Origin of the sequence: Clostridium cuniculi (genome assembly GCF_004353185.1) — a bacterium.
Taxonomy (GTDB): domain Bacteria; phylum Bacillota; class Clostridia; order Clostridiales; family Clostridiaceae; genus Clostridium; species Clostridium cuniculi.
In genome coordinates this window covers 39,871-63,804 of the sequence record NZ_SMUS01000011.1, presented here as the reverse complement: position 1 = coordinate 63,804, position 23,934 = coordinate 39,871, and the positions used below count along the sequence as shown (strand labels likewise).

The following is a 23,934-nucleotide window of genomic DNA, read 5'->3' as shown; positions in this document are numbered from 1 at the left end:
ATTGCATCTCCTTATATGAAATTAAATTTATACTTAAATATTTCATCTTTAGTTAGTCCGTATTCTTCTTTTAATTTGTCTATCGTAGCAACTATAAGTGCTGCAAAGAATGGTTCTTGTTCTGGATTAGATTCTATTTCTTTTAACGCTCCTTTGATTGATAATATCATTTTGTGTTCTGGCTTTAGATCCTCTATTGATTTAGTATTAATTAAATATTTATTCATAATTATTTACTCATTTATTTTGTTAATTTCTATAATTCTATTATACTACTTTTACAGAATAAGTCAATAATTTATTACTAATAACTTCCTGTATTTTGGATTGATGAATAAGTTTTAATGCAGTTTTCTAGTTCCTCTAAATCATTAAATTGTTGGTCATAATCTCCAAGTTCTATAGCTTGGAATATATATGTATTGGTTTGTTCATTTATTACTGCCCAAGATCCATTGCTAAATTCTATTCCTATTTCATTAGGTTCTAAATAGAAATCATTAGTTGATTCATATAATATATTAGTCACTTCAAAAGTTGGTTTTATTTCTTCCTTGTTAGATCTTTCTATGTAGTAACCTGATCCATCATTGAAATTTATTAATAATCCTGATTCAGTTTTATCTATTGAGTTAATTGTTAATGCTGCTGTAGTTATTAAAGCTCCTAATATAATTGATATTGTTAATAATATTTTAGTTATTGTTTTCATTGTTCTATCTCCTTTTAATTTGTTAATTTATATTATGCTATTGAATGAATTATAACGTCATATTCATCAGTTAATGTATATTTAAAGTTTATTGCTATCTCTTCCCATCCATTTGATAGATAGATATTTTTATCGTTGTAACCTATATCATCAGCAGAATTTGTTAGATAGTCTTCTAGATCTGAATAGCTGTAATGTGTGTTTGTTAATTCTTGAACCTTTAATTCAATTTGATTTTGTGTCATTGTTAACTCCTCCAATTGATTTATTAATTACTATACTTATATTATATATTATAAGCAGTTATTTGTCAACTAATTTTATTAATTTATATCATATTTTTTTATATTATTTTCTTAGTCTCAGTCGGCAACTGCCTTTATAAAATATATGTTAGTTAGTTGATGATCTTATTATTTATTTTCTATTGATATTTTTATTAGTAATGTGATTGGTTGATATGGTGTGATTGGATATTGATTAGATTGAGTTAGATTTGTATTGATTGGTTGAGTTGTACGTATAAGTGTTTACTTACCTCTCAAAGCTTTTAAACGAACCAAAGCCAAGAAATCACAGCTATTCAACATAATATTTTAATTCTTTATATGGTTTTTATTACTATGTTATATGATATTTTACCCTTATCTTGACTACCTATAATATATAATTATAATGACTTACCGCTAAAATAAAGGGTTTAGAGGGGGTATATTTTCATTTTTGGGGTTGATCGGTGGAGGGAAATTGGGGTTAACTATTCTATTTTTACACAACTATATTTTCACCAACTTCGACTAAAAATCCAAAATGTTATCGTAAATGCTATCGTAAAAACCCTTATTTTAAGCCACTTATCCCCTATTTCACAAACTTAAAAATCACCAATAATTCTAAAATATGCACTATTTATACCCTCAAAACCCTTATAAACACTAGGTTTCTATCGAGTAACATATCCTGCAATCAGATATCGTTGTTTATGATCTTTTACAAATCTCATTAAAACATAGATAAATAGCTAGTTTTGACAAATTTAATAACATTTTACCGATACACGTTAGTCGTTGTTTTGATATCCGAAAAGAAAAGCCATAATAAGCTCTAGAATCAATTTTAAAATTTTAGAGGTATAATTTATCGTCTAAAAATAAAATCCGTTAGAAAGGCAAATAAAGGCTTATAAGCAAAGTCCCTTAGTAGTGGTGTATCTGAAAGATTTGCGCTATGGGTATGATTTTTATTATTGCAGCATGTTCAATTATACAAGTCCTAATATAAGAAATATAAGAAATTTATATATTACTACTATTGCTCCATACTTCCCTACTGATTTCTTATTGAGAAAATAATGCTTTATATTTACGTGCTTTATTTAATATAGTTGTATACTGTACATATGCAATTAAGTATGCAACTTAAATATACAATAAGAATTAGATCTTTTAATTAAAAAGAACAATTACTTACTTTAAACGGAACAAATACAGGAGAAATTTTATGATATTGAGCAGTTTTCAACTATATAATTCCAGGTATTATATATTATTGGCAATATATTTTATATTTTTAACTAAAATGGAGCAATTAATACATAAAAAGTCCTGTAAATGTTCTGTTTAAGGTGAAACCGGCTTGTTGTGTATATATTATAGATAATATTTTTATATTATAACTCACAACAGATTAATTCTATCTATACAATATCGCCTAAACCTAGTAAAAATCGACATTTAGCAACTTTAACATGAACATTTACTTACCTTAACATACACAAATATAGTATTAAACATGAACAAATTCAGGATTGACACAGAACAAATACAGGAGTATTATCGAAATATGTAAAAATATTAAATATACACAGATACATACTTAAATATGAACATTTAGGTATCTAAAGATGAACAAATACAGGAGTGTTGAGAATGGAATGTTATGAACAAGTACAATTACAATTTGACCAAATGGATAATGATAAATATATCTATAAATCAAACAATCTAGTTGAGTCTAGTTATAGTTTAAGTTTAAATGCACAAAGACTAATATATATGGGGGCTAAGAAGTTAAAACCTATATATATTAAGTCTGATATTAAACCTTCGCAATTAAATACTTTTCTAGCAACTCAAACATTTGGTAATTTAAAGATTTATGTTACTGACTTTAAGAGAGAATTTAATATAAAGGGTAATTATCTATACGAAACATTGGTTGATGTAGCTAAAGAATTATGGGATTCTAAAATACAATATTTAAGCAATGATGGAAAGATAATTGAAAAAAGATGGGTTATAACATGTGAATATGATCCTAGTGATTGTTGTATAAGTCTAACCTTTCACCCAGATTTAATATTAGATTTATTAGTATTCAAAAACAAATATAATAAACTGCAGCATGATGCGTCTAAGGTTTTAAAGAATAGTGACCAGATAAGGACATATGAATTATTAAAGAGATATGTTAAGAAAGGTGTTAGGAGGTTTGAGTTAGAAGACTATAGATATAAGTTAGCCTATGAAGATGATATATATCCTGAATATGCTAAACTTAAACAGAGAAAAATAAAACCAACTATAGAAGCTATTAATAAAAATACTGATATAGAAATTTATGATTATAAAGAGATAAGATATGGTCGTAAAGTTGGGGCTATAGAATTCTATATAAGAGATAACAAGAATAGCGATCCAGTAGATAATGAAGCAGAATTGATAGATGATACAATAGATCCATCACACGTAGATAATGTTAGTGAAATAATTGGAAGACCTCTTACTGCTGGTATGGTTAATAAAATAACTAATATATCTTTAGAATCTATAAGAGAAAATAAAGTAGATATGACTGTATATGAGTATATTAAAGATAAAGTTAAAGCTGTAGAAAATTATTCTCAGATTAGTACAATAAAAAATTATATGGCTGTTTTACTTACCGCTTTAAAAGAGAATTGGGATAGTGAAGTGGTGACTATTCATAATAAACTTTGGAGTGGTGAGGAAAGGGATTATAGCCAAGAAGATTGGAACGATTTAGAAAATAAACTTTTAGGTTGGGACAATGAATAGTTTTATTTCTAATTTTGATATTTAAGAAATATATAATTATTTATTGCTCTATCATAGTCGACTGCGACTCGTCTTATATTATTCGTTCCTCCCTGACGGTCGTCCCTCATTCTATTATTGCGCTATTTTAATCTAGTAAAATAGCCACTTTAGACTTAATAAATGTATAATGTATATATACAAGCAAATACACTTTTAAATATACAAAAAAGAGATCATACTAATTGTATAATCTCTAATCAATTGGCTATAATATATGTAAGAGTAAATTAGAGTGGCATCCAGTAATGACGTGAATCAAAACCAGACAAGGAACTTAGTTTTCGCTAGTTCTACCATTCTAAAAAATAATGAAAAGAGAAAAATAAAATATCTGTCTGTGGTGGGATCTATATTTTATATATTATCTCTCTTTCCGTAGGTTAATATAATTATGTTTGCTTAAATAACTAAACTATGGTTGGTTTATTTTGTTATTTCTTTATAAGCTATATCATTATTTATTAACCCTATTAGATATCCATTAAGATAAATATAATCATCATCTGTTATAGCAGAATCTTTTATCTTAGTGTATATCTCATGTTTTACATCATTAAATCTAAAGTTGGAATAGTCTTCTAATACTAATGAATCTATTTCTGACTTTAGATTTTTTATAATGTAGTTTGTTAATTTTCCTTGTCTATTTAGATTAATTATAGATGATCTTAATTCTAAATAGTAATGATTTGGTTCTGCTTTAGGTTTTCTAGCAGTCTTTTTCTTATCTAATTGCTTACAAATATATTCTGCATTTCTATTCCTAGGAACACTTTTCTTCTTTTTATTATAACCTTTCTTTGAAGGTATTGCAGAATAAATCATTATATTCATCATACCAAATCCAAGTGGTAATACAGTAGAGAATAATACAAATATTATAAATATCTTCTCAAATACTGAATTAGTTGTATAATACCATATTAGCAACATAGTACTGATAATAGGTACAATAAATAATGATTTGTTAATAGTTTGTTTCTTTTTAGCCATATAAATAACCTCCTTTAGTTAATTATTATTATTTTGTCTTGATAATTAATAGAGAAATTTTCAGAGCCATATAATCTAAACAATACTTCTTTAAAATCTTCTTCTGTTCTAAAAGAATAATTACCCTTTATACCATATTCCTCTCTAAAGTCTCTATCAAATTTTTTGAATGTAATTTTCATAATAATCTCTCCTTTAGTTAATTAAATAATTCTATAGTTTTTTCATCATAGTTAATTTCAAAATCATCATTATCATACAGTTCATATAAAACTTCTTGCATTTCTGAATTATCTCTTACTATAACCTCCTTTTCATTGTAGTATTTGCAATAGTCTTTTATAAATTCTTTAAATGTAATTGTCACTTAATTCACCTCCTCTTTTGTAATATGTACAAGGGGGCTATAAAAACAATCTAAGCCCCTAATAATATATCTATATTGGTAAAATTAAAATCTAATGATAAATAATCAAATTCAACATCTTTATATTCAGAATTCCCTAACATTGATACAACTACAACTGTAGGAAAATAATCTTCTATATCATAGTTATCTTTAAAATATTTTTGCACTTCTTTTGATTCATACAAACTTTCTAACTTCTCTTTACTTGTAAAATGACTATAATCTATTTCTATTAATAAAGAGTAAAAGCTATCTCCTTTTTTATAAATAATAAATCCATCATTCCTCTTTTTGCTTATCTTCCATGATTTTTCAACTTCAAATAATTCTACACTATCAACTCCCTCATATAACCTTGAATAAAAATCAATCAAATAATACTTATGGGGTGTAATATGCTTTTTATTTATTTGATATATATATTCATTGCTATTATCTAAATATCTTTGCAATAACTTTCCCTGTTCCATTTTACGTAGTTTTCTACTTGCCAGTTGATAGTTTTGTTTAAATCCTTTGTATATTGTCCTGCTACAGATTTTAGCTGTTACAAATCCATATTTTTCTATAAATGATATTATTTCTTTTGTATTTTCATTTATTCTCACAATCCTCACCTACTTAGTATTAATATTTTTAAAACTAATTACTTTACCCTGTTGAGTTTTATCCTCTTTTTCAACACTCTCTTCTAATTTTTCATTATTTTCAGACTGTTTATCCTCGCTTTTTATAGGTTTTTGTACATTTTTTAATAAATCAACCATCATATTCTCTGATAAAAATAATGTCTTGCCTATAGCTACTCCTTCGGTGTAGTCAGCGATAAACTCTCTTGACTTTTCTAAAGATACAGCTCTTTTAGCTAAACCTTCTGCTGATAATACTGTTAATGCAGAAGAAACATTCGATTGATTGAAACATATTTTATTACCTAATTGACTTTTTATTTCAGGGCTCATATTTTCTATAGTTGCTCTTTGTGTGGCTAAAGTTATATATATGCCTGCACTACGGCTTTTTCTTATTAGATTCCATAAAAGATCTTGTGATTCTGAATATTCCATAAAATCTGCTATCTCATCAGAGATAAAATGAATGATTTTCAATCTTTTGTTAGGCTCAACTATTGAATTATATTTATAAATGTTAGAACAATATTCCTCACACTTTGCAAATAGCTGATTTCTCCTTTTCATCTCTTTGTTTAAATCTTCAAGCAATTTTATTGTTTCAGCGGGTGTGTTACAATAGCTTTTACATTGTTTAACATTTTGAAATATTCTTAAATCTTCTTTCTCACTCATCATGCCTATATGCAAATCAAAATCATCTCTAGTAACACAAAGATTAACAAATGCCATTATTAGTGATACTGTCTTTCCACTTCCAACGACACCTCCAATTAAACAATTAGGTATAACTTTGTAGTCTAATATTATAGGCTTGTAATCATACCCCATTCCTATATATAATTGCCAAGCCTTTAATTTTTTTATAGGAGTAAATTTATAACTATTATCTATTGGTTTGGTTATGACATTACAATTTACTTTCTTTGTTTCATTGTTATAGGTTATAAAACATTTGCTTAACACCTTTGATAAATCATCACATGAAGCATCTAAATCACTGTATTTTAATTGTGATGGTATTGATATTGATAGTTTATATCCTATATCATCTTTATTAAGATCCTTTATTGGTGATATAGATTCTATAGTATAAGTTTCTCCAAAACTATTTCTAAATTTATTACCACTATGGAAATATTTGTACCATGAAAATCTAATCTTATCCTTTTCAGATATTGATTTTTTAACATCATGAACTCTCATGTATACTGTATTTTTCTTTTCTTTACTTGGTTCGGCAATTACCTCAGCAATATATGTTTGTTGAATTGATGGAATTAGTTCTCTAAATTTATTACAATCAACTCCAATTGGTAAACTTATAATTGCATCAAAACCGTAATGCGTAGGAATTACATTTAATATTTTATATTCTTGTTTTATTTTATTTTCAGCTTTTGTCCCTATAGCATCCATTAATTTACTCCATTTATCTTCTATAATCTTTCTTTGTTTTCTTTTATATATATCGTCTTTATTGTTTATTCTATAAGCTATATAGCATCCACTTAGACCTAATAAACTCTCTAAAAGCATTAAAATATTACCTCCATAGCTACCCATAACAATATAGGGCTTATTGTTAATAGCACATCTTTGATAGTTAATGTATTATTCTTTTTATATTTAATAAATGCTACTAGATACAGTATGAATAAGAAAATTGATACACATATAGTAATATGCAATACATTTACACTTGTAACATAAGGAAATGAAATTGACTGGTTAAGTTTATTTGATAATTTTAAATAAGTATTTACACTTTTACCTCTAAATCCATAAATATATGAGTCAAATATAGGGCTTATATATTTCAGTAATTTAAAGGTTGCTAAAGTACCTGTTCCTATAGCAGTAACGCCCAATATTTGTTTTTGTCTAAGTCTATACAACTCCATTTTAACTTCATCCTCACTTAACACTCTAATTGGTTTTAGATTTTCAAATAACATATAATTCTCCTTGAATAATTGTTTTATTTATTGTTTATACTAAAAGTATATGAAAGTGTATATTAAAATGTGCATAGAAATGAAAATAATTGGAGGAAATTATTTATATTATGATGAAGCGAACACATATGGTAGCGGGTGTTATCGTAACTGGTGCATTATGCTACTATACCCCCTTAGATAGATTGCCTTTAATTTTAGGGTTTATTGGATCTACTGCTCCTGATTTAGACATGATGTTTGGTCATAGAAAAATAACTCATAGCTTATTAGGTGTATGTATAGCATTTGGATTGTGTAGTATATTTGATGTTGTATTTGCAATTAGTTTTTGTACTAATTGTCTTGTACATATTGCATTTGACTCTTTTACTAAGATGGGAGTCCCGCTATTTTATCCTTATAATAAGGAATATTATGGTTTTAAAGAAATTAAAACAGGTAGTGCAGAAGATAGATATTTATGTTTAATAATGATATTTTTAATAAGTTGTATATTAGCAGGAATTTAAAAAGATTAGGATATGAGGCTAAAAATCGTTTAAGAATAGTTAAAGAAAAAGACTAGAGAATATATTTTCCCTAGTCTTTATAATTAATCCCAGAAAGAATCATCTTCGTACATAGCATCTAAGTCTTCAGCAGTTACTCTTGATGAAGTCTCTTTTTCTTTTTTTACAGTTTCCTTTTTATTTCTTGTGATTACAACTTCTTCTTCACGTTGTCTTCTATTTCTTCTATTTTTTAAATCTTCTAGGCTCTCTTGAACTAACTCTATTGCTTCGGTAGGCATTATACATCCACCTATAAGTAATAAAGAGTCTCCTTCTGTCTTTGTGTTGAACTTAGAGAAGTCATAGCATTCAATTTTCTCTCTAATGTCAGCTAAAGAATGTGATTCACTATTTATATTCCCTATTAAAACATCACATTCTAAATTTTCAGGAATATAGTACACACTTTTAGATAATGCCATATCAATAGCTCTTTTAATTGAAGATACATCAGAATCTAATCTAAGAACTACATTATATCCATTACTTACATGATATCTAGTAACATCAGAACTATCTAATTTCCCTTCCATTATGTTAAAGCTATCATCTAATTCTTTCATAGCAAGTTTATTTATTTCATCTTCAGTATATGGCTTATTATTATCTATAAATCTAACATTGTCTATGAATTTTCTTTTTCTACAAGTTTTAACTTCTTCCCAGAAATCTAAACTATTTTCAAAATCCATATCAGATTCATCTATATTTGGATAAGTAGCTATTAAAGATATTGTTTTATCAGGACAAGCCGCTTTTATCAATCTTGGAAGCATAACAGAAGCTTTTGATCCAGTACCTCCATTTGCACTTGTTAAGAATATTATATGATTTTGATTAGTAAATTTTTTAATCATCTCAACAAACTTAGCAGCTTCATCTTTTATATACTGTTCTGCTAATTTTCTATCTTTACCTGTTCCATCTGCATTTGGTATATAAAAACATCTTCTTTCTCTGTCAAAATGTTTTAAATCTTCCATTTCAGCCATATTAGTATTCATAAAAATACCCGTATATCTTCTATCTAACTCTAAAAATTCATTAAGAAGTCTATTACCTGCTCCTCCACAACCTATAGCTAGTACACTTGATTTTTTCATTTATTACTCCACCTTTCCGAATATATTCATTCTTAAACTATTTAATTCTATTAAACCTTCTTCAGTCATCATATATGTTTTTGTTCGCCCTTGCTTAATTCCTTCACACACAAAACCATGTTGGATAAATGAATTTAAAGTGTTTCTTATTTTTGTAGATGATAAACTTGTTTTTCCTTGAATCTCCTCTATTGTAGTAGCTTTATTTCTACGTAATCCTTTTTGCTTATCGTTTTTATCTAAGATAGCTTTCATTATTTTATAATCATTTTCTGTGAAATTTCCACCCAACTCAACCACCTCAACTAAATATTACCATAATAAAAAGATAAATACAAGTATAAATTATTAAAACACACTATAATATAATCGTAAAAAACTATAATGTTACTAATAAAAAGTAAAAATAAATAAAACGCTTTATAAAAAACTTAAACAAATTATAAAAAACTTTAAAAAAGTAAAACAAACTTAAAAGAACTAAAAAATATTTTATCAAACTAAAGTAAAGGTAGATATATATTATAATAAAGTTAAGTAAATATAAAGTTTTATATATGTAAAGTAAAGTTAATATGAAGTTGTTCGTATATTAAGTGAAGTAAAAGTAAAGTTGAATGTATTTAAATTAAAGAAAAGTGTTTACTTTTATATCTATTATGGTAAACTTTAGATATAGTTTACTTTAGTTTTATGAGGTGATGTTGATGAGTGATAATATAATAAAAGGTGAGGATAATATTAGATATTCTGCTACCCAGGTAGCTGAAATGTTCGATTTGCCAGTTTCTACAGTGAGACATTATATGACTGCTTTTAGTGAAATATTAGATTTAGAATATAGTAATAAAATGAGAAAATTTACAAAGCCTTCACTAAAGAAGTTTGAGTTTATATTAAAGTTAAGAGAAGATGGTTTGACTATCCAGCAGATACAAAAATATTGCGAGAGAGAAGATATATTTACTGAAGAAGGTTTAATTCCAAATGATAAACCTTTAGCTGTAGAAGTATTTTCAGAAGCAATCAAATTAGAAATGCAAAATCAATTAGAGATGTTCAGATCTCAAATCCAGGTTGATATAAGAAATGAGTTAAAGTTAATGTTGGAAGCTCAATATAAAGTTAATGATGATTTAAAACAAGAATTATGCACAACTTTAGATGAGATGATAGATGAAAAACTTGATTCTTATTTAGATAAGGTTTCAGAAAACAATAAGATTATTGAAAATAAAATAGAACAACAAAATAAAGTTTTGGAAGAAATAAAACAAATGAGCTGCGTGACAAAAGAAGAAATAGAAAAAGCTTCTTATAAAGAAGGATTTGGAAGAAAGTTGCATAAATTACTGTTTGGAAATAGATAAATGGGGCAAATAAGCCCCTTAAAAATATTTTAATATAAATTAACAAAATAGATTGACAAGGAGATTTATATGTTATATAATGGATATAGAAAGGAGGTTAAGTTGATAATTAAATAGACGATAAGAGATACATTGATATACTCGAAGAAAAAGTGAATTACAGGCTGTAAGAATAGAGTTTAGTAGTTATAGGTATAATTTATCGTCTAAAAATAAAAGCGCTTAAAATTTATTATAATGCGATTTAAACGCATAAATATAAATTAACAAAATAAAGAGGTAGAAAAATGAATAAATATTTAGGTAGTTATAGAATCTGTTGTGAATGGGATAGGAATGGTTTAGAACCGATAAAGGAAGATACATATATACAATGTGCAAAAGATGGACAGATATATAGAATTGGTGATGATTTGTTAGCTTATTATAAACCAAGACGTGGTAATTCTGAACAATTTAGTAAGAAGCTGATAGAATTAGGTGTAAATAGAGTAAGAAATCTAAGTACAGATGGTGATGTTTTGATACAATTTGCGGAAGAGAGTTTAGATATAGTTGCAAAAGAGGTAGGAGCTTCTACAAATGGCGTAGATATAAAACCTTGGAGTATTAAAAATTTAAGAAAGCAGCAATGGTTTAAGAAAGACAAGCAAAAATATATTGATTCAGGGCTGTACGTTGAAATGTCTGAAGAAGAAAAAGCAATTTTAAGAGAAAGATTTAATAAAAATATTAATAATAAGTAATACACATATGTTTTCTCGAAGAAAAAGTTAAAAATATCGGTCTATTTTAAGTTTTACATATTAAAATGAATAAGTTATTGAATACATAATTAAACATGAAAAATACTGTTATTTTTGATTTTTAATTCGAGAGTTTATAAAAATTAAAAATAAAGGAGAGAATTAAAATGGGTGAAGATATTATTAGAGGAATTGTTGAGGAATTAGGAGTTAAGTTTGATTTAATGGCAGAAATAGAAGGACAATATATAAAAATAAATGAATTTGATGGCTATGTTAAAGATAATGATACATATACGAAGATGGAAGAATTAGCGATAAGAATATGCGAAAGTATTAGAGAGTCCTGGGGAGATCAAATTTTTGATGTTGATTACGAAATAATAGGACAAACAGGTGAATATGATTTAAGATTTTTAATAATACTATAGAAATTAACAAAATTGAGGGATAAAATGAGTAAAAATATTTTAAATCAAAGATACTGTTATAAGATAAACAGTGATTATATAAGAAGAAATAAAGGAAAAGTAGAAATAAAAAATATTAGAAAAGGAATCAAGAATAGATTTATAGTGGGAATTGGTGATTCTGATAGCACTAGAAACATCAGAGATATAATTGATTCAGAATTTGATGAAGAATACATAAATAAAATAAGAGAAGAAATAAAAAAAATAAGAAGGAGCTTAGATAAGTCTGAAGATAAGAATAAATTAAGATTAAGACTAAAAGAATTAAATAATAATCTTTTAGAAGCTTCTTTGCAAGATAAAATATGTAATGTTGTTTTTAAAACAGACAGTGATTATGATAAATATTCTGAAGAAGGGTTCATTTTGAATGGAAAAACATATAAACCGATATTAGGGACTCCAGGAGGAATAAAATGCAACTCAGTAGTGTTTGTTGAGGATTCGGTAAATAAAGAATTAGAGAAAAGAATTAATAACGGAGCTGATTTTAGTATTCCAACTATGCCTAGTAAACTAATGGCATATAAAGCATTAACATTTAGTTCTTCTACTCCAGTAACAAATACACCTAACATATTAGTTGTAGAAGATGTTGAAACGAAATTTAGAGATAATGTCATACATATAAAGTTCGATGATGATAAAATTTCCCCAACAGTTGAAGAAATCGAAGATTATGAAGTTATGAATAATGCTTGTGACGGTTGTGGTTTAATAAGACCAGAATTAGCAAAGAAATGGGGAATAGATTTAAGGTTGAATTATACACCAACGTCATTTGTAATAAGAAATGCATGGTTAAAAGGCGTTGTTACAGCATTTGACTTTGAAGAATATGCGAATTCAAGAGAGGATATGCGAGGTAAAAAAGTTATTGATGTTTGGGGGAAAGAATGGGATTTAAAAGATGTAGATATGATAATAAATAGAAGCATGTTAAAGTTATCCAATCATTATAAATCGCTAGAACATTATTTAGAGGAATGTGAGAGAAATAATCATGGATTTTCAGTGACGAAATATGTTCATGACGAGATAGATAATGAAAGAATGTTAAATTATCAATACATACAATGTTTAAACTTATCTGATGAAGATATAGATAATTTATTACAAAAAGATATAACGGAAATTAAAGAGGTTATAGGTGATAACTACATAAAATCAATATTATATGGACGTGGAAAAGATTTGAATGATAGAAATGTATGGACTGATGATATTGAAACTAGACATATAAATGCGTTAATGATAAATAAAGATTGTATCAACGATTCTTATATTAGAGATAGAATCAGACGTTCTATACAGAAAAGAGTTAACACATTAAAGACGGGAAAGATAAGTGTTAACGGAAACTACCAGGTAGCCATCGGAGAGCCAGTAATACAATTGGAAAATATGTTTGGCTTAGAACCTAAAGGTCTATTAAAGAGTGGTGAATTTTATATTGAATATTGGAGGAATTTAGGCGTAGATAAGGTAGCTGCTTTTAGAAGTCCCATGAGTTGTAAACAAAATGCAAGAGTTATGGAAGTGTGCAATAGAGATGAAGTTGTTAAGTGGTACGGTAATTTTAAAAATATTATAGTATTTAATGCTTGGGATACAACTATGGCTGCTATGAATGGCGAAGATTTTGATGGGGATATAAATTTTACTACTAGCAACGAAATATTAATAAAGGGGATATATGATTTGCCTACTATATTTTGCGAAGGAAAGAATAGTAAAAAAATATCTAATCCCACAAAAGAAGATTTTATGAAGGCTATAAAAGATGGTTTCGGTAATAAGGTAGGAAGTGTGACCAACTTTGGATCATCATGTTATGATAAAATTTCACTGTTTAAAGAAGGTAGTGAAGAATATAAAGAATTAGACTACAGAATAATGTGTATACAATATCTGCAGCAAGAATGTATAGATAGTGCTAAAAATGGAATTCCGCCTAGACCTATACCTAGCTATTGGTTAAATTATAGTTCAGTTACTTTAAATATTGATAAAGAAACTGGTGAGATATTAGATGATGAAGAAACTATAAAGTGGAAAGAATTTAATCAGAAAGTTTTAACAGAAAAGAAACCATATTATTTCAGGTACATATATAACGATGTGAATAAAGAATATTTAAACTATATAAAATCAATGGAAATAAATTCATTAAGGAATTTTAGAAAATCAATAGAAGAATTAATTTCTACTGAGAATAAAACAGAAGCAGAATTAGATTTTGTAAAGTATTATGAGAAACATATGCCAGTAAGCAACAATCCTTGTATTGTGAATAAGATAGCAGCTAAAGTTGAGAATGTCTTTGATGGAGATTTTAAGTATAGTAGAAAAGATAATGGATTTAACTATGAATTATACAAGTCTAATGATAAATATACCCCTACAAATTCAGAGGTAAAAGGAATGGTTAACTTATATCAAGAATATAAAAAAGCTATAAAAAATAAAGATGATTCAGGCGATAAGGAAAATAAAAAGAATTCTTCTATAGAGATATTTGATGAAATTAAAATGAGTGCTAGCGAGATAATAGCGAACAAGCAGTATTTAACTAATGCGCTAGTGGATCTGGCATATAAAAAGAACAAAATAAGTAAATCATTTGTATGGTCTATGGTAGGAGAAGTTATTATAGATAACTTATTATCAAAAAGCAACTATATTATAGAATATCCTAAAAGGGATGATAGCGGAGATATAAGATTTAATGGTGAAAAATTTAAAATGACAAAATTACAAGTTAAGGAGAGATGTTAATGAATTTGTGGACATTGATTAATGAAAGAGAATTAGGACAAAAGATAGAGGAGGATAACGGTAAAATAAATGAGAATACAAATGTAGGACTTAGATGTTATATTAAATATCTTAAAAATGATAAAAAGCTAAATAAAACACAAATAAGAAATGAAATAGATAGACTTATGATGGAAAACTATAAAGGATTTGTGATGGGAGATTGGGATGAAACTCTACAAGGCATGGTAAATAAATATTCTAAAAAGAAATATTGCGAATATAAAAATTATAATAATGAAGTAGTATTATTTAAAGAAGAATTAGATTTTATAAAAAATGTAGGAGGACTAAGTGGAGTTAAGGATATTGAAATAGAAAAGATACTATTTATAATGCTAGTATTAGCAAAGTCAAGCGGAAGTGAATGGGTTAATTATTCAAGTAGAGATATATTTAAGTTGTCAAGATTTAAATATAGACAAAAATCAGATATACAAGCTGTACAAAGAGAAAAGCTGATATATGATTTAGCACATTATACCAATGGTCAAATATTAAATGTTACTAACTTTGGAACTTCACCTAGTATTAAATTATTATTTTGTAAAGATGAAGGTATTGAAGAAATTAAAATAAAAATAGATATTAAGTCTATTGAAAATATAGTAGTAGAATATTTAAAATGGAGAAATAAAGAAAATTATACATATTGCATTGAGTGTGGAAAAGAGATAAAAATCAAAAGCAATAGGCAACAATATTGCAGTAAATGCTTCAAAATACTAAGGAAAGATTATAAAAAAAATAAGCAGAGAGAATATAGAGGTGAAATTGTGGACAATTAGAAATAAAATATAATAAGCTCTAAACCTAGTCTACAAGCCACTTTCAAGAGTTTTAAAAATTAAAGTATTTCGGGCTATAATGAAGGGGAACGAGTCAAAGTTATAAACCTTCATCGTCTTAATAGACATATAAAAGGTGAAACCGTAAGGGAGTAGCCATCCCCCATTGATATTTATGCCAACAGGCTTTATATACCAAGCCCTTCGGGGCATATCTCATAAATTCTAATCTCCCTTTTATATTTTGGGCTGTTCGTACGATTGAGCAGTCCTTTCTTATAGGGAAGTGAGATAAATAAAAATTAATAAAATAAAAGAGAATTGAAGGAGAGAGAATAATAACATTAACAGAAATGAGAAAAGAGTTTGCAACAAAGGTAGGAGTATCACAAGAAAAGGCGAAGGAATTAATTGCAGCTTTAGAAGAAGTTGTAGTTGAAGGATTATTAGAAGATGGGAAAGTAGTTTTTGGTACAATCGGAACATTATCAGTAAAAGAAACAAAAGAAAGAGAAGGACATAATCCTGCTACTGGTGAGAAACTTATTATAAAAGCAGGTAAAAAAGTTGCATATAAACAATCAAGTAAGATCAAAGAAATAGTTAATGAGTAGGTGATATTATGAAGAAAGCAACTAATTATAAATTTACGAATGCGTGTATAATATGTGAGGATGGTGTTTTTACCATAGAAGAAACTTCTAAAGATGAAGTTAAAGTTTATAATTTAACTGAAAAACTAGAAGAATTTATAGGTGTAGAAGGAATTTCATTACAAATTTCTAAAACAGAAGAGTTACCAAGCGAAGAATAAAAATTAATATAACAGCGGGTATATATGACTCGACTATACATAAATACGGCAGTTAGCCATAGTTCACTTTGAAGTTAGTTGATGAGTAGCAGCTGCTAATGGAGTGAATACATATCTTATATTGTTTTGTGTTTGAAGGTAAGACTATGTTACTAGCACTTAGCAAGACGATTTTTGTTAAAGAGTTTTACGGTAGTTACTACCTTGGAAACTAAAAGTAACTAGGAGGAGTTAACGTTACCTCTGAAAGTGAATAATAAACTCCCGACACTCTAGTTGGGCATCCGAAATTTAGTTTGATTTAGCAAGTTTTTAGAAAACTAGGTATCTTAAAATCTTTAGAGTAAATGTTGAAAACAAGGTAGAGTTTAGGATGGTTCTCCTAAAAACCACCTCATTATATGTTGAAGTGTCAGAGTGGTTTATTGTGCATCCCTGCTAAGGATGTGTACTTGTAAGAGTACCGTGGGTTCAAATCCCACCTTTAACGCCATATTAACTAAGAAAAGAGAGATTAGAGATGGGAAAGAAAATACAATATGAAATTTGCAATGTATGTAAACATAAAAATAACATAACAGAATCAATTGAATTGAATGATTATGATGATTCCTGGAGAGATGGATATATCTTATGTTACTGTCAAGAGTGTGGAAATCAGCTAGAAATAAGAGTTAAATAGAAATTAACAAAGTGGAGAGATAGAGAATGAGAGATTATTTAAGAAAAGAAAATGAAAGCTTCCAAGAATATAAAATAAGATTATGTAATGCAAAATTAAATAAAGAAATAGATAAATCATGGGAAGAAATAGTTGAATTATTAGGATTAGACTGTTCAGCGGATCATCTTAGAAAGGTTTCTTATGGTCTAAAAGAATTTTTAGATTATGATAATGAAAGAAAATTGAGAGACAATGATAAGATTAAAGTTTTGGTAATGAATGATATACATTTGCCTTACCAAAGAGATGATATTTTAGATGAAATAAGAAAACATAAAAATATTGATTATCTAATATTAGCTGGAGATATCATTGATTGTGAATCATGTAGCAGCTTTGATGTTATGGATAGACCTACAGTAGACCAGGAAATAGTTATAGCTCATCAATTTATAAAGAAAATAAATACTATAATTAATCCTGAGAAGACAAAGATAATTTGCATCAGAGGAAATCACGAAGAAAGATATACGAGAGATATTATAAAAATGCAACAGAAAGAGCTTCAGAAGATGTTAAACCCTAACTTATTAGAGATGATACAAGATGGCTTTACTTACTATGATAAAGGTAAAAAGTTTAAGTATGAACCAATACATAACTTTGAATACATAAACGACTGGAAAGTTAAGCTTTTTGATAATTTAATAGTATGTCATCCAAAAGATTTTAGTGGAGTTGATGGAAGAATGTGTGAAAAAGTATCAGAACATTTCTTAAATAGACATATGGCTGAGGTAGATGATGTTATTATATTTGGACATACACATAAACATAGCAGGATGAATGTAAATAGAAGACAAGGTATTTATGTTGTAGAAAATAGTTGCATGTGTTTACCTCATGATTATGCTGATTGCGGAAAGTTAGGTTACAATCCTCAAAACTATGGTTATACATATTTAGAATTTGAAGAAGGTAAGAAAATAGATATTAATGATATTAAGTGTATAGTTTTAAAATAATAAATTTTTTCTTAATAGAAATACTCGTAAATGAAGATGAATACATAAAAAATAAATTAAAGTTTGTTGATAAAAAGGAGAATGTATATGATATATGAATTAATGAATAGTGAAGGATTAAGAGATAAATCTACAAGTTTTGTAGTTGGAATAGAACTTGCAGATGAATTTATAGCAGATTTATATGATAATGAACCAGAGAATTTATGTTGTGAATATACTGATGAGGAAATCGAGGATATATTAAATAACAATGAGTTCTTTTTAATTAGCAGAAATTATTATGGAGATGGAGAAGTTGAATATTTCTGTGAACCACTTTTACATGATGGTGTTCAATATTATAGTGAAGCTGATGTATTCTTTGTCGATGATGATCTCGTTGATGTGATTGATGAAGACAAGCTTTCGGGAGAAATATTAACATTCAGATTTGTTGAAGAAGATGAGGAAGAATGTGGGTGTTTTGAGAAGGGCTATGAGCAAGGATATCAAGCTGCAGTCTCAGAAATTAGAAGATTTTTAGGTTTAATAGATTAAAAGTGAAATTTTATACGGAAGGCGCAACGCCGTATGCAATTGAGTAGGTTGAGATATTACCTACTCTTTTATTATTTAATTAAGTCTATCTGAGGGTAGATTTATAGAATAATAAAAGAGGTGATAATAGTGGCTAGAACGACCACAACTAAAAAAGCTGCTTCTAAGTCTACTATATCAGCTAAGGAAGTAGAAGAATTTTTAAAAGATAAAAAACAATGCAGCCATTGTGGGAAGATACTCGAAATAACCAAGAATTTCTATATGTCATATTCTAAGACAAATAAATTTAATAATAGAATGAATTTATGTAAAAACTGTTTAAATTCTCTTTTAGTAGAGTATGTTACAGAATCTGAGGATATAAAGATAGGAATATATAAAACTTGTAGAGCTGTAGGAACATATTATACCGAAGATTTATTTAATGCTTCTTATGGTGCTATAGGCTATAAACCTGAATTAGGAATAGCTGAAAATGGACTTAACATATGGAAAGAATATATTAAAAATACAAACTCTTTGAAGCAGAATACAGGTAAATCGTTTGATGATGGACAACAATTAAACCTGGATAGTGATGAGGAAGAAGCAGATAATACAGTTAAGCAATTTGATGAGCTAGAATTAGAAAAAGAACTAGAGTTTAAGAGAAATAAGGATGATATCATAAAAATATTAGGCTACTATCCATTTGAAGGAGAAGATAATCAGGATTTATTATGTGGCCAACTAATAACATTTTTAGGTGACGAAGATATAAAAGATGATGCCATCAAACTAAATGCCATAATTTCTATAATTAGAACACAAAGAGCAGTAGATGTTATATCTAAGAGTTTATCGGATAAAACTAAAGACTTGACTAAATTAGATGACCAATTAGGAAGTATAAAACAAATGACAGCTATTCAAAAAGATTTATCAAAGACTATATTAGATACTGCAAAAGATAATAAATTAACTGATTTATGGAGTGGGAAAAAGACAGCAGGGGCAAATACATTGACAGGTACTCTTTATAAATTAAGGCAGATAAATCTTGATGAAGCACAAGTAAATCTATACGATATTAGAACCTCATTAGGAATGGAGCAAGTAGCAAAGCAATCAGCTAGAGGCATAGTCGAAAATCTTAATTGGGGTGATGATGCTTCTATGGATATGATAAGAGAGCAAAGAGTCTTAATTGATAAGTATTACAAGCTGTATATTTCATTGAAAGAAGAGAATAGAAAATTAAAAGTTATTTGTCATTTAAATAATGTTGATTATACAACAGATAATTATTTACAAGATGTAGAATGGGAAGAGATACCTTCAGTAAGTGAAATTACTAGAGAATACGTAGATAAAGTAATTGAGGAGAATGAACAAAGGATTTCAGAATTAGAAGAGATAGAAAAATCTATAAAACCTATGACTGTAATTCAATATGCTAATGAAGTTATAGAAGAAGAAAAAGAGTTGGCAAAACAAAAATTATTAGAAGAAATTGATAAAGACTAAAATATGTTTAAGAAATTGAAGGCGTGGTAACACGTCTTTTGTTGCGATTGCAAACTTTTCTTATATAAGAAGGAGGTGGTTTTAAAAGATGTCCATTACAATCATAAATAGGGATAGTGAATTAGGTTTAACTCAAAAGAAGTTAGAAGGATTAAAAAAATATAGTGAGATAATTCAATACGGAAGAAAGCATCCTGCTTGGTTTGCAGAGACATTTCTGTGAGCTAGGAGTTACATTTATGGATTATCAGTGACAAAAGTATGCTTTTATGTCTAGTTGGGATAAGCAATTTTCATTATGGTTGATGAGTCGTAACGGGGGTAAAAGTACATTATCTGCGCCTTTTGTTATGACTAAATTAATGCTTTATCCTAATTTTGCAAGTTATATATTATCATTAACAGCTATGCAATCTCAAGATACATTTTTAAAGATGGAAAGTATAGCTAAACAACAAATAGAATCATTTGCTGGTTTAACTGATATATTCATCGGAGAAGTCGTTAGTTCAGCAAATCATGATGGATTTGTGCATCACCCACAAGGATTTAGATGTAAATTATATAACGGTAGTTTTGTACAGACAGTATCAGGAGATTCAGATAATTCAAGAGGTAAGAGAAGTAACTTAAATTTATATGATGAAAGTGGATTTCTTTGATGAAAGCTTTCTGATGAATATATAGAAACTACAAGTGGTTTCTGTTTACAAGATTCCTCATTTAAATTAGGTGGTGGAATTAATACAGATTTATTACCTGATAACATACCTAACCAATTATTACTCTGTTCATCTGCTAGTGATACAGATTCAAACTTCTATCACAAATATGCTGAATGGAGTAAAAGAATGTTTATGGGAGATCCCGAATACTTTGTGGCTTCACTTGACTGCGAAGTTATAATAGGTGCTACGTTGAACGGGATAGCTTTAAGCGTTCCTTTATTATCAAGGGATAAAGTGGATAGTGCTTTAAGAACCAATCCTGCAAAAGCAAGTAGAGAATATTTAAATAAATTCGATTCTGACGGTGGGGACGAATATCCTATTAAGCGTTCTACTATCACACATAATTCTGTTGTAAGAGCGCCTTTATTATCCAACGTAGATAATACGAAGAGAAAGTTTGCGATTGCATATGATCCAGCTTTAAACTATGATAATTCGGTTGTTTCGGTTGGGGAGTATATTTACGATGATAACATAGGGTGGAAACTAAAAATACAAAACATAGTCAATTTTAAACAATTAGGAGAAAAGAATAAAAATAATAATATATCTACACCTAAACAGATAGAAGAAATAAAAGATATGTTGGTAAAATATAACGGAAAAGGTTTTGCTGACTATGAAAATATAGATTATCTTTTTATTGATGCAGGTTCAGGAGGTGGAGGAAACCAAATTCCCTTTTATTTTATGGAAGACTGGATAGATAGATATGGGGTTAAACATAAAGGACTGATTGATAAAGAAGAATGTTCTGATAACGTAAGAGATTTTCCTAATGCTGTTAACAAAATAAAATTGATTCAACCTAAAAAATATAGGACTGAAATGTTTGATGATTTTATAGAGTTATTAAATCTAGGATTGATAGAATTTACAGAAGAATATGATTTAAAAGGATATCTGAATATTGCCGAAGAAAATGAAAACGAGATTATTGAGGAAGTAGATGAAAAAACAGGCGAAGTCAAGAAGATTAAAGGTTTGTCTTATAAGACTCATAAATTATCATGGGAAGAAGAATTGGCACTAAAAAATATAGATATTGCTAAGGAAGAATTAATTGCTACCATGAAATATGGAGGAGACGCTGGTAGTTCTTATAGATACGGACTAAGCCCAGAAAAGAAGAATAGAATGCATGATGATAGAGCTTATTCATTAATAATGTTGGCATGGCATTTAAAAAATTTAAGAAAGGAAAGTATAACAAAAAAGGAAAGAATAACCAATGATTGGTCTTCAATACCAATATTCGTAAATTCAATAAATTTATAAAGGAGGTGAAATTTTGTCAAAAACAATTGAAGCAAATATTCCAGTTTTAGAATCAGGTCAAAAAATAGTTATAAGTAATATTGATGGAAATTATATTGCATCTGAGTTTGAAGTGCATCAGGGACAGTTTGATGATTATCTACAATTAGCTGAATATGATGTTGAAAAGTTAAGTCATTTATACGATAGATTACTTATAAAAGACAATAATGAGTACGTTACTACTCCTGAACAAATATCTAGCCTAGCTAAAAATACTCAAACAAACTTAGAAAAGATTATAAAAATTAATGGAATAATTCAATATTATTTAAACAAATCTGATTTAATTGGAAAAACATATGAAATATTAGAAAATAATATTAATACAAATTTCACAATTAATTATCCTTTAGTTGGAGGAATCAATAAGTCTGCTAAGAAAAAAGAATCAAAAATGAAAGATGAGATAAGGTCACTCATTAATAAATTTAATTCAGATATAGATATAAAAAAACTTATAGTTGATAATGTAATGTCTGTATATACTGAAGGAAACTTTATAATGTATTTAAAAGGTGATAGTGATAATGGTTATGGGGTAGTAAAATATCCTTTAGATATAATTGAAATTACTGATAGAACTATAGATGGTGAACCTTTAGTTGTATTTAATGTGAATGAATTAAAATCTAGGCTGCAAGGAAGTATTAATAAATACGGAAAAATGAAAACAAAGCAAAAAGTAGATATAAAAACTATTATTCAAGAAGAAGTAAAAAGGGATTACCCAGAGGAAGTATATGAAGCCTATAAAAATAATGATAATTATGTATATCTGAATCCTGAAAGAATAGGTGTGAATAGAATTAATAACATGGGTAAGAGATATGGAGTTACACCGCTATTTAAAGCACTTACACCACTTCTTACATTAGAAACTATTGATAATGTAGATAGAAAGAATTTACAAGCAAAGGCTAAAAAAGTATTCTATCAAAAGATGAGAAAAGAATGTATAGATGATAATGGACAAATAGACATCAATGCTGTTGGTTATGCACAAGCATCGTTACTTCAAGCTATGGATTCCGATGTAGTTATTTATACTTCTACTGGATTGGTTGAAAGTTTAGAAATACTAGAACCTAAAGCTGATCCTACAGATAATGATATAGTTTCATCTAACCGTAATAGAGTTTTAGGAGCTTGTGGAATTACATTCTCTAGTAATGAGAGTAAAAATGGAGCTAATGTAGTTAAGATTAACTATGAAGATTTATTAAAGACGATCAATAAAATAAATCGTGGCCTTGAAAGAATATTAAATAAGTTATACAAAGTTATATTAGATGAAAATGGTTTTCCAGCAGAATATGCACCTACTATAAATATTCAAAATACATTATTACTTGATTTGGATAGCTGCAGTAAACTTGTTGACCTTGTTTATTCTAAGATAGGTTTAAGTTACAAAACTGCAATAGAAGCATTAGGTTTAGATTATGAGGAAGAAGTATCTAGAAGGAAGACTGAGAATGATAATAAATTTGATGAAGAAATATTTATACCTCATGGTAATAGTTATACGTCAAATAGTAATCAGCTAATAGATAATACTGATTCAGATAAAAACTCTAATGGTTCAAAGAAATCAGAAAACCAAGACAAGTCTTTAGAAGATAAGGCTAATAACGATGTTAAAGTTTAAAGGAGGTGA

At 27.8% G+C, this 23,934-nt stretch carries 28 protein-coding genes and 1 tRNA gene; 18 read left to right on the top strand and 11 right to left on the bottom strand.

The features are described from left to right. Positions 1-11: 11 nt before the first annotated feature. The 3 genes from EJJ37_RS07300 to EJJ37_RS07290 all read right to left on the bottom strand — a co-directional run bounded on the left by EJJ37_RS07300 (position 12) and on the right by EJJ37_RS07290 (position 957). Entirely contained in the window at positions 12-227 is a 216-nt protein-coding gene (locus EJJ37_RS07300) for a hypothetical protein (protein ID WP_133014942.1), read from the bottom strand. Positions 228-304: 77 nt separating this feature from the next. Then, positions 305-712 carry a hypothetical protein gene (locus EJJ37_RS07295; RefSeq protein ID WP_133014941.1) on the bottom strand — a complete coding sequence of 136 codons (408 nt, stop codon included), beginning with the start codon at positions 710-712 and terminating at the stop codon, positions 305-307. Between the two features lie 32 nt (positions 713-744). Beyond that, entirely contained in the window at positions 745-957 is a 213-nt protein-coding gene (locus tag EJJ37_RS07290) for a hypothetical protein (RefSeq protein ID WP_133014940.1), read from the bottom strand. 1,683 nt (positions 958-2,640) lie between these two features. Between EJJ37_RS07290 and EJJ37_RS07285 the strand changes: the two genes are divergently transcribed. Continuing rightward, a complete protein-coding gene (locus tag EJJ37_RS07285) occupies positions 2,641-3,789 on the top strand; it encodes a replication initiation protein (RefSeq protein WP_133014939.1) in 1,149 nt (382 codons plus the stop codon). 465 nt (positions 3,790-4,254) lie between these two features. Here the strand turns inward: EJJ37_RS07285 and EJJ37_RS07280 are convergent, their stop codons facing one another. Genes EJJ37_RS07280 through EJJ37_RS07265 form a run of 6 tightly spaced genes read right to left on the bottom strand, consistent with a single transcriptional unit; the run spans position 4,255 to position 7,823 of the window. Continuing rightward, positions 4,255-4,824, bottom strand: coding sequence for a hypothetical protein (locus tag EJJ37_RS07280; protein ID WP_133014938.1), 570 nt, complete (start codon positions 4,822-4,824; stop codon positions 4,255-4,257). Positions 4,825-4,838: 14 nt separating this feature from the next. Continuing rightward, positions 4,839-5,006: a hypothetical protein gene (locus EJJ37_RS20125; protein ID WP_166484691.1), complete on the bottom strand. Its 168-nt coding sequence runs from the start codon at positions 5,004-5,006 to the stop codon at positions 4,839-4,841. 17 nt (positions 5,007-5,023) lie between these two features. After that, a complete protein-coding gene (locus tag EJJ37_RS20120; RefSeq protein WP_166484690.1) occupies positions 5,024-5,191 on the bottom strand; it encodes a hypothetical protein in 168 nt (55 codons plus the stop codon). A 50-nt stretch (positions 5,192-5,241) separates the two neighbouring features. Next, positions 5,242-5,841, bottom strand: a complete 600-nt coding sequence (locus EJJ37_RS07275) for a hypothetical protein (RefSeq protein ID WP_133014937.1) — start codon at positions 5,839-5,841, stop codon at positions 5,242-5,244. A 9-nt stretch (positions 5,842-5,850) separates the two neighbouring features. Then, positions 5,851-7,404 carry an FtsK/SpoIIIE domain-containing protein gene (locus EJJ37_RS07270; protein ID WP_166484689.1) on the bottom strand — a complete coding sequence of 518 codons (1,554 nt, stop codon included), beginning with the start codon at positions 7,402-7,404 and terminating at the stop codon, positions 5,851-5,853. After that, complete coding sequence (locus tag EJJ37_RS07265) at positions 7,404-7,823, bottom strand: hypothetical protein (protein ID WP_133014935.1); 420 nt, start codon at positions 7,821-7,823, stop codon at positions 7,404-7,406. The genes EJJ37_RS07270 and EJJ37_RS07265 overlap by 1 nt, the downstream gene beginning before the upstream one ends. A gap of 110 nt (positions 7,824-7,933) precedes the next feature. Here EJJ37_RS07265 and EJJ37_RS07260 point away from each other — a divergent pair, with 110 nt between their 5' ends. After that, positions 7,934-8,335 carry a metal-dependent hydrolase gene (locus tag EJJ37_RS07260; RefSeq protein ID WP_133014934.1) on the top strand — a complete coding sequence of 134 codons (402 nt, stop codon included), beginning with the start codon at positions 7,934-7,936 and terminating at the stop codon, positions 8,333-8,335. Positions 8,336-8,418: 83 nt separating this feature from the next. On the opposite strand, the gene EJJ37_RS07255 is transcribed toward EJJ37_RS07260, so the two are convergent. Both EJJ37_RS07255 and EJJ37_RS07250 read right to left on the bottom strand, forming a co-directional pair. Further along, positions 8,419-9,480, bottom strand: a complete 1,062-nt coding sequence (locus EJJ37_RS07255; RefSeq protein ID WP_133014933.1) for an FtsZ/tubulin family protein — start codon at positions 9,478-9,480, stop codon at positions 8,419-8,421. A gap of 3 nt (positions 9,481-9,483) precedes the next feature. Beyond that, a complete protein-coding gene (locus EJJ37_RS07250) occupies positions 9,484-9,771 on the bottom strand; it encodes a hypothetical protein (protein WP_133014932.1) in 288 nt (95 codons plus the stop codon). A gap of 416 nt (positions 9,772-10,187) precedes the next feature. Here EJJ37_RS07250 and EJJ37_RS07245 point away from each other — a divergent pair, with 416 nt between their 5' ends. The 16 genes from EJJ37_RS07245 (at position 10,188) to EJJ37_RS07180 (ending at position 23,925) form a co-directional block, all read left to right on the top strand. Beyond that, complete coding sequence (locus EJJ37_RS07245) at positions 10,188-10,850, top strand: MerR family transcriptional regulator (RefSeq protein ID WP_166484688.1); 663 nt, start codon at positions 10,188-10,190, stop codon at positions 10,848-10,850. A 287-nt stretch (positions 10,851-11,137) separates the two neighbouring features. Beyond that, the gene (locus EJJ37_RS07240) at positions 11,138-11,596 is read left to right on the top strand and encodes a hypothetical protein (protein WP_133014930.1); all 459 of its coding nucleotides are present in this window, start codon (positions 11,138-11,140) and stop codon (positions 11,594-11,596) included. Positions 11,597-11,763: 167 nt separating this feature from the next. Beyond that, the gene (locus EJJ37_RS07235; RefSeq protein WP_133014929.1) at positions 11,764-12,027 is read left to right on the top strand and encodes a hypothetical protein; all 264 of its coding nucleotides are present in this window, start codon (positions 11,764-11,766) and stop codon (positions 12,025-12,027) included. Between the two features lie 24 nt (positions 12,028-12,051). After that, on the top strand, positions 12,052-14,847 hold the full coding sequence (locus tag EJJ37_RS07230; RefSeq protein ID WP_133014928.1) for an RNA dependent RNA polymerase: 2,796 nt from the start codon (positions 12,052-12,054) through the stop codon (positions 14,845-14,847). Beyond that, positions 14,847-15,674: a hypothetical protein gene (locus EJJ37_RS07225; protein WP_133014927.1), complete on the top strand. Its 828-nt coding sequence runs from the start codon at positions 14,847-14,849 to the stop codon at positions 15,672-15,674. Before EJJ37_RS07230 ends, EJJ37_RS07225 begins: the two co-directional genes overlap by 1 nt. A 353-nt stretch (positions 15,675-16,027) precedes the next feature. After that, positions 16,028-16,288, top strand: a complete 261-nt coding sequence (locus tag EJJ37_RS07220) for an HU family DNA-binding protein (RefSeq protein ID WP_133014926.1) — start codon at positions 16,028-16,030, stop codon at positions 16,286-16,288. An 8-nt stretch (positions 16,289-16,296) separates the two neighbouring features. Next, positions 16,297-16,488, top strand: a complete 192-nt coding sequence (locus tag EJJ37_RS07215; protein WP_133014925.1) for a hypothetical protein — start codon at positions 16,297-16,299, stop codon at positions 16,486-16,488. 403 nt (positions 16,489-16,891) lie between these two features. Beyond that, positions 16,892-16,981, top strand: a tRNA-Ser gene (locus EJJ37_RS07210). Between the two features lie 27 nt (positions 16,982-17,008). Continuing rightward, complete coding sequence (locus tag EJJ37_RS20115; RefSeq protein ID WP_166484687.1) at positions 17,009-17,170, top strand: hypothetical protein; 162 nt, start codon at positions 17,009-17,011, stop codon at positions 17,168-17,170. Positions 17,171-17,196: 26 nt separating this feature from the next. After that, on the top strand, positions 17,197-18,177 hold the full coding sequence (locus EJJ37_RS07205; protein WP_133014924.1) for a metallophosphoesterase: 981 nt from the start codon (positions 17,197-17,199) through the stop codon (positions 18,175-18,177). Positions 18,178-18,264: 87 nt separating this feature from the next. Further along, positions 18,265-18,717, top strand: coding sequence for a hypothetical protein (locus EJJ37_RS07200; protein ID WP_133014923.1), 453 nt, complete (start codon positions 18,265-18,267; stop codon positions 18,715-18,717). A gap of 129 nt (positions 18,718-18,846) precedes the next feature. Next, positions 18,847-20,226, top strand: a complete 1,380-nt coding sequence (locus EJJ37_RS07195; RefSeq protein WP_133014922.1) for a hypothetical protein — start codon at positions 18,847-18,849, stop codon at positions 20,224-20,226. Between the two features lie 88 nt (positions 20,227-20,314). Then, positions 20,315-20,449: a hypothetical protein gene (locus EJJ37_RS20995; protein ID WP_275547924.1), complete on the top strand. Its 135-nt coding sequence runs from the start codon at positions 20,315-20,317 to the stop codon at positions 20,447-20,449. Positions 20,450-20,495: 46 nt separating this feature from the next. Then, positions 20,496-20,888 carry a hypothetical protein gene (locus EJJ37_RS20700; protein ID WP_133014921.1) on the top strand — a complete coding sequence of 131 codons (393 nt, stop codon included), beginning with the start codon at positions 20,496-20,498 and terminating at the stop codon, positions 20,886-20,888. A 189-nt stretch (positions 20,889-21,077) separates the two neighbouring features. Then, complete coding sequence (locus EJJ37_RS20695) at positions 21,078-22,235, top strand: hypothetical protein (RefSeq protein WP_204596856.1); 1,158 nt, start codon at positions 21,078-21,080, stop codon at positions 22,233-22,235. Between the two features lie 13 nt (positions 22,236-22,248). Then, positions 22,249-23,925: a hypothetical protein gene (locus EJJ37_RS07180; RefSeq protein ID WP_133014920.1), complete on the top strand. Its 1,677-nt coding sequence runs from the start codon at positions 22,249-22,251 to the stop codon at positions 23,923-23,925. Positions 23,926-23,934 lie beyond the last annotated feature (9 nt).

Bases quoted from the DNA above. Each gene is read 5' to 3' on its own strand.
- EJJ37_RS07300 (WP_133014942.1), bottom strand. From the start codon at position 227: ATGAATAAATATTTAATTAATACTAAATCAATAGAGGATCTAAAGCCA.
- EJJ37_RS07295 (WP_133014941.1), bottom strand. From the start codon at position 712: ATGAAAACAATAACTAAAATATTATTAACAATATCAATTATATTAGGA.
- EJJ37_RS07290 (WP_133014940.1), bottom strand. From the start codon at position 957: ATGACACAAAATCAAATTGAATTAAAGGTTCAAGAATTAACAAACACA.
- EJJ37_RS07285 (WP_133014939.1), top strand. From the start codon at position 2,641: ATGGAATGTTATGAACAAGTACAATTACAATTTGACCAAATGGATAAT.
- EJJ37_RS07280 (WP_133014938.1), bottom strand. From the start codon at position 4,824: ATGGCTAAAAAGAAACAAACTATTAACAAATCATTATTTATTGTACCT.
- EJJ37_RS20125 (WP_166484691.1), bottom strand. From the start codon at position 5,006: ATGAAAATTACATTCAAAAAATTTGATAGAGACTTTAGAGAGGAATAT.
- EJJ37_RS07270 (WP_166484689.1), bottom strand. From the start codon at position 7,404: ATGCTTTTAGAGAGTTTATTAGGTCTAAGTGGATGCTATATAGCTTAT.
- EJJ37_RS07265 (WP_133014935.1), bottom strand. From the start codon at position 7,823: ATGTTATTTGAAAATCTAAAACCAATTAGAGTGTTAAGTGAGGATGAA.
- EJJ37_RS07260 (WP_133014934.1), top strand. From the start codon at position 7,934: ATGATGAAGCGAACACATATGGTAGCGGGTGTTATCGTAACTGGTGCA.
- EJJ37_RS07255 (WP_133014933.1), bottom strand. From the start codon at position 9,480: ATGAAAAAATCAAGTGTACTAGCTATAGGTTGTGGAGGAGCAGGTAAT.
- EJJ37_RS07245 (WP_166484688.1), top strand. From the start codon at position 10,188: ATGAGTGATAATATAATAAAAGGTGAGGATAATATTAGATATTCTGCT.
- EJJ37_RS07240 (WP_133014930.1), top strand. From the start codon at position 11,138: ATGAATAAATATTTAGGTAGTTATAGAATCTGTTGTGAATGGGATAGG.
- EJJ37_RS07235 (WP_133014929.1), top strand. From the start codon at position 11,764: ATGGGTGAAGATATTATTAGAGGAATTGTTGAGGAATTAGGAGTTAAG.
- EJJ37_RS07230 (WP_133014928.1), top strand. From the start codon at position 12,052: ATGAGTAAAAATATTTTAAATCAAAGATACTGTTATAAGATAAACAGT.
- EJJ37_RS07225 (WP_133014927.1), top strand. From the start codon at position 14,847: ATGAATTTGTGGACATTGATTAATGAAAGAGAATTAGGACAAAAGATA.
- EJJ37_RS07220 (WP_133014926.1), top strand. From the start codon at position 16,028: ATGAGAAAAGAGTTTGCAACAAAGGTAGGAGTATCACAAGAAAAGGCG.
- EJJ37_RS07215 (WP_133014925.1), top strand. From the start codon at position 16,297: ATGAAGAAAGCAACTAATTATAAATTTACGAATGCGTGTATAATATGT.
- EJJ37_RS20115 (WP_166484687.1), top strand. From the start codon at position 17,009: ATGGGAAAGAAAATACAATATGAAATTTGCAATGTATGTAAACATAAA.
- EJJ37_RS07205 (WP_133014924.1), top strand. From the start codon at position 17,197: ATGAGAGATTATTTAAGAAAAGAAAATGAAAGCTTCCAAGAATATAAA.
- EJJ37_RS07200 (WP_133014923.1), top strand. From the start codon at position 18,265: ATGATATATGAATTAATGAATAGTGAAGGATTAAGAGATAAATCTACA.
- EJJ37_RS20995 (WP_275547924.1), top strand. From the start codon at position 20,315: ATGTCCATTACAATCATAAATAGGGATAGTGAATTAGGTTTAACTCAA.
- EJJ37_RS20700 (WP_133014921.1), top strand. From the start codon at position 20,496: ATGTCTAGTTGGGATAAGCAATTTTCATTATGGTTGATGAGTCGTAAC.
- EJJ37_RS20695 (WP_204596856.1), top strand. From the start codon at position 21,078: ATGTTTATGGGAGATCCCGAATACTTTGTGGCTTCACTTGACTGCGAA.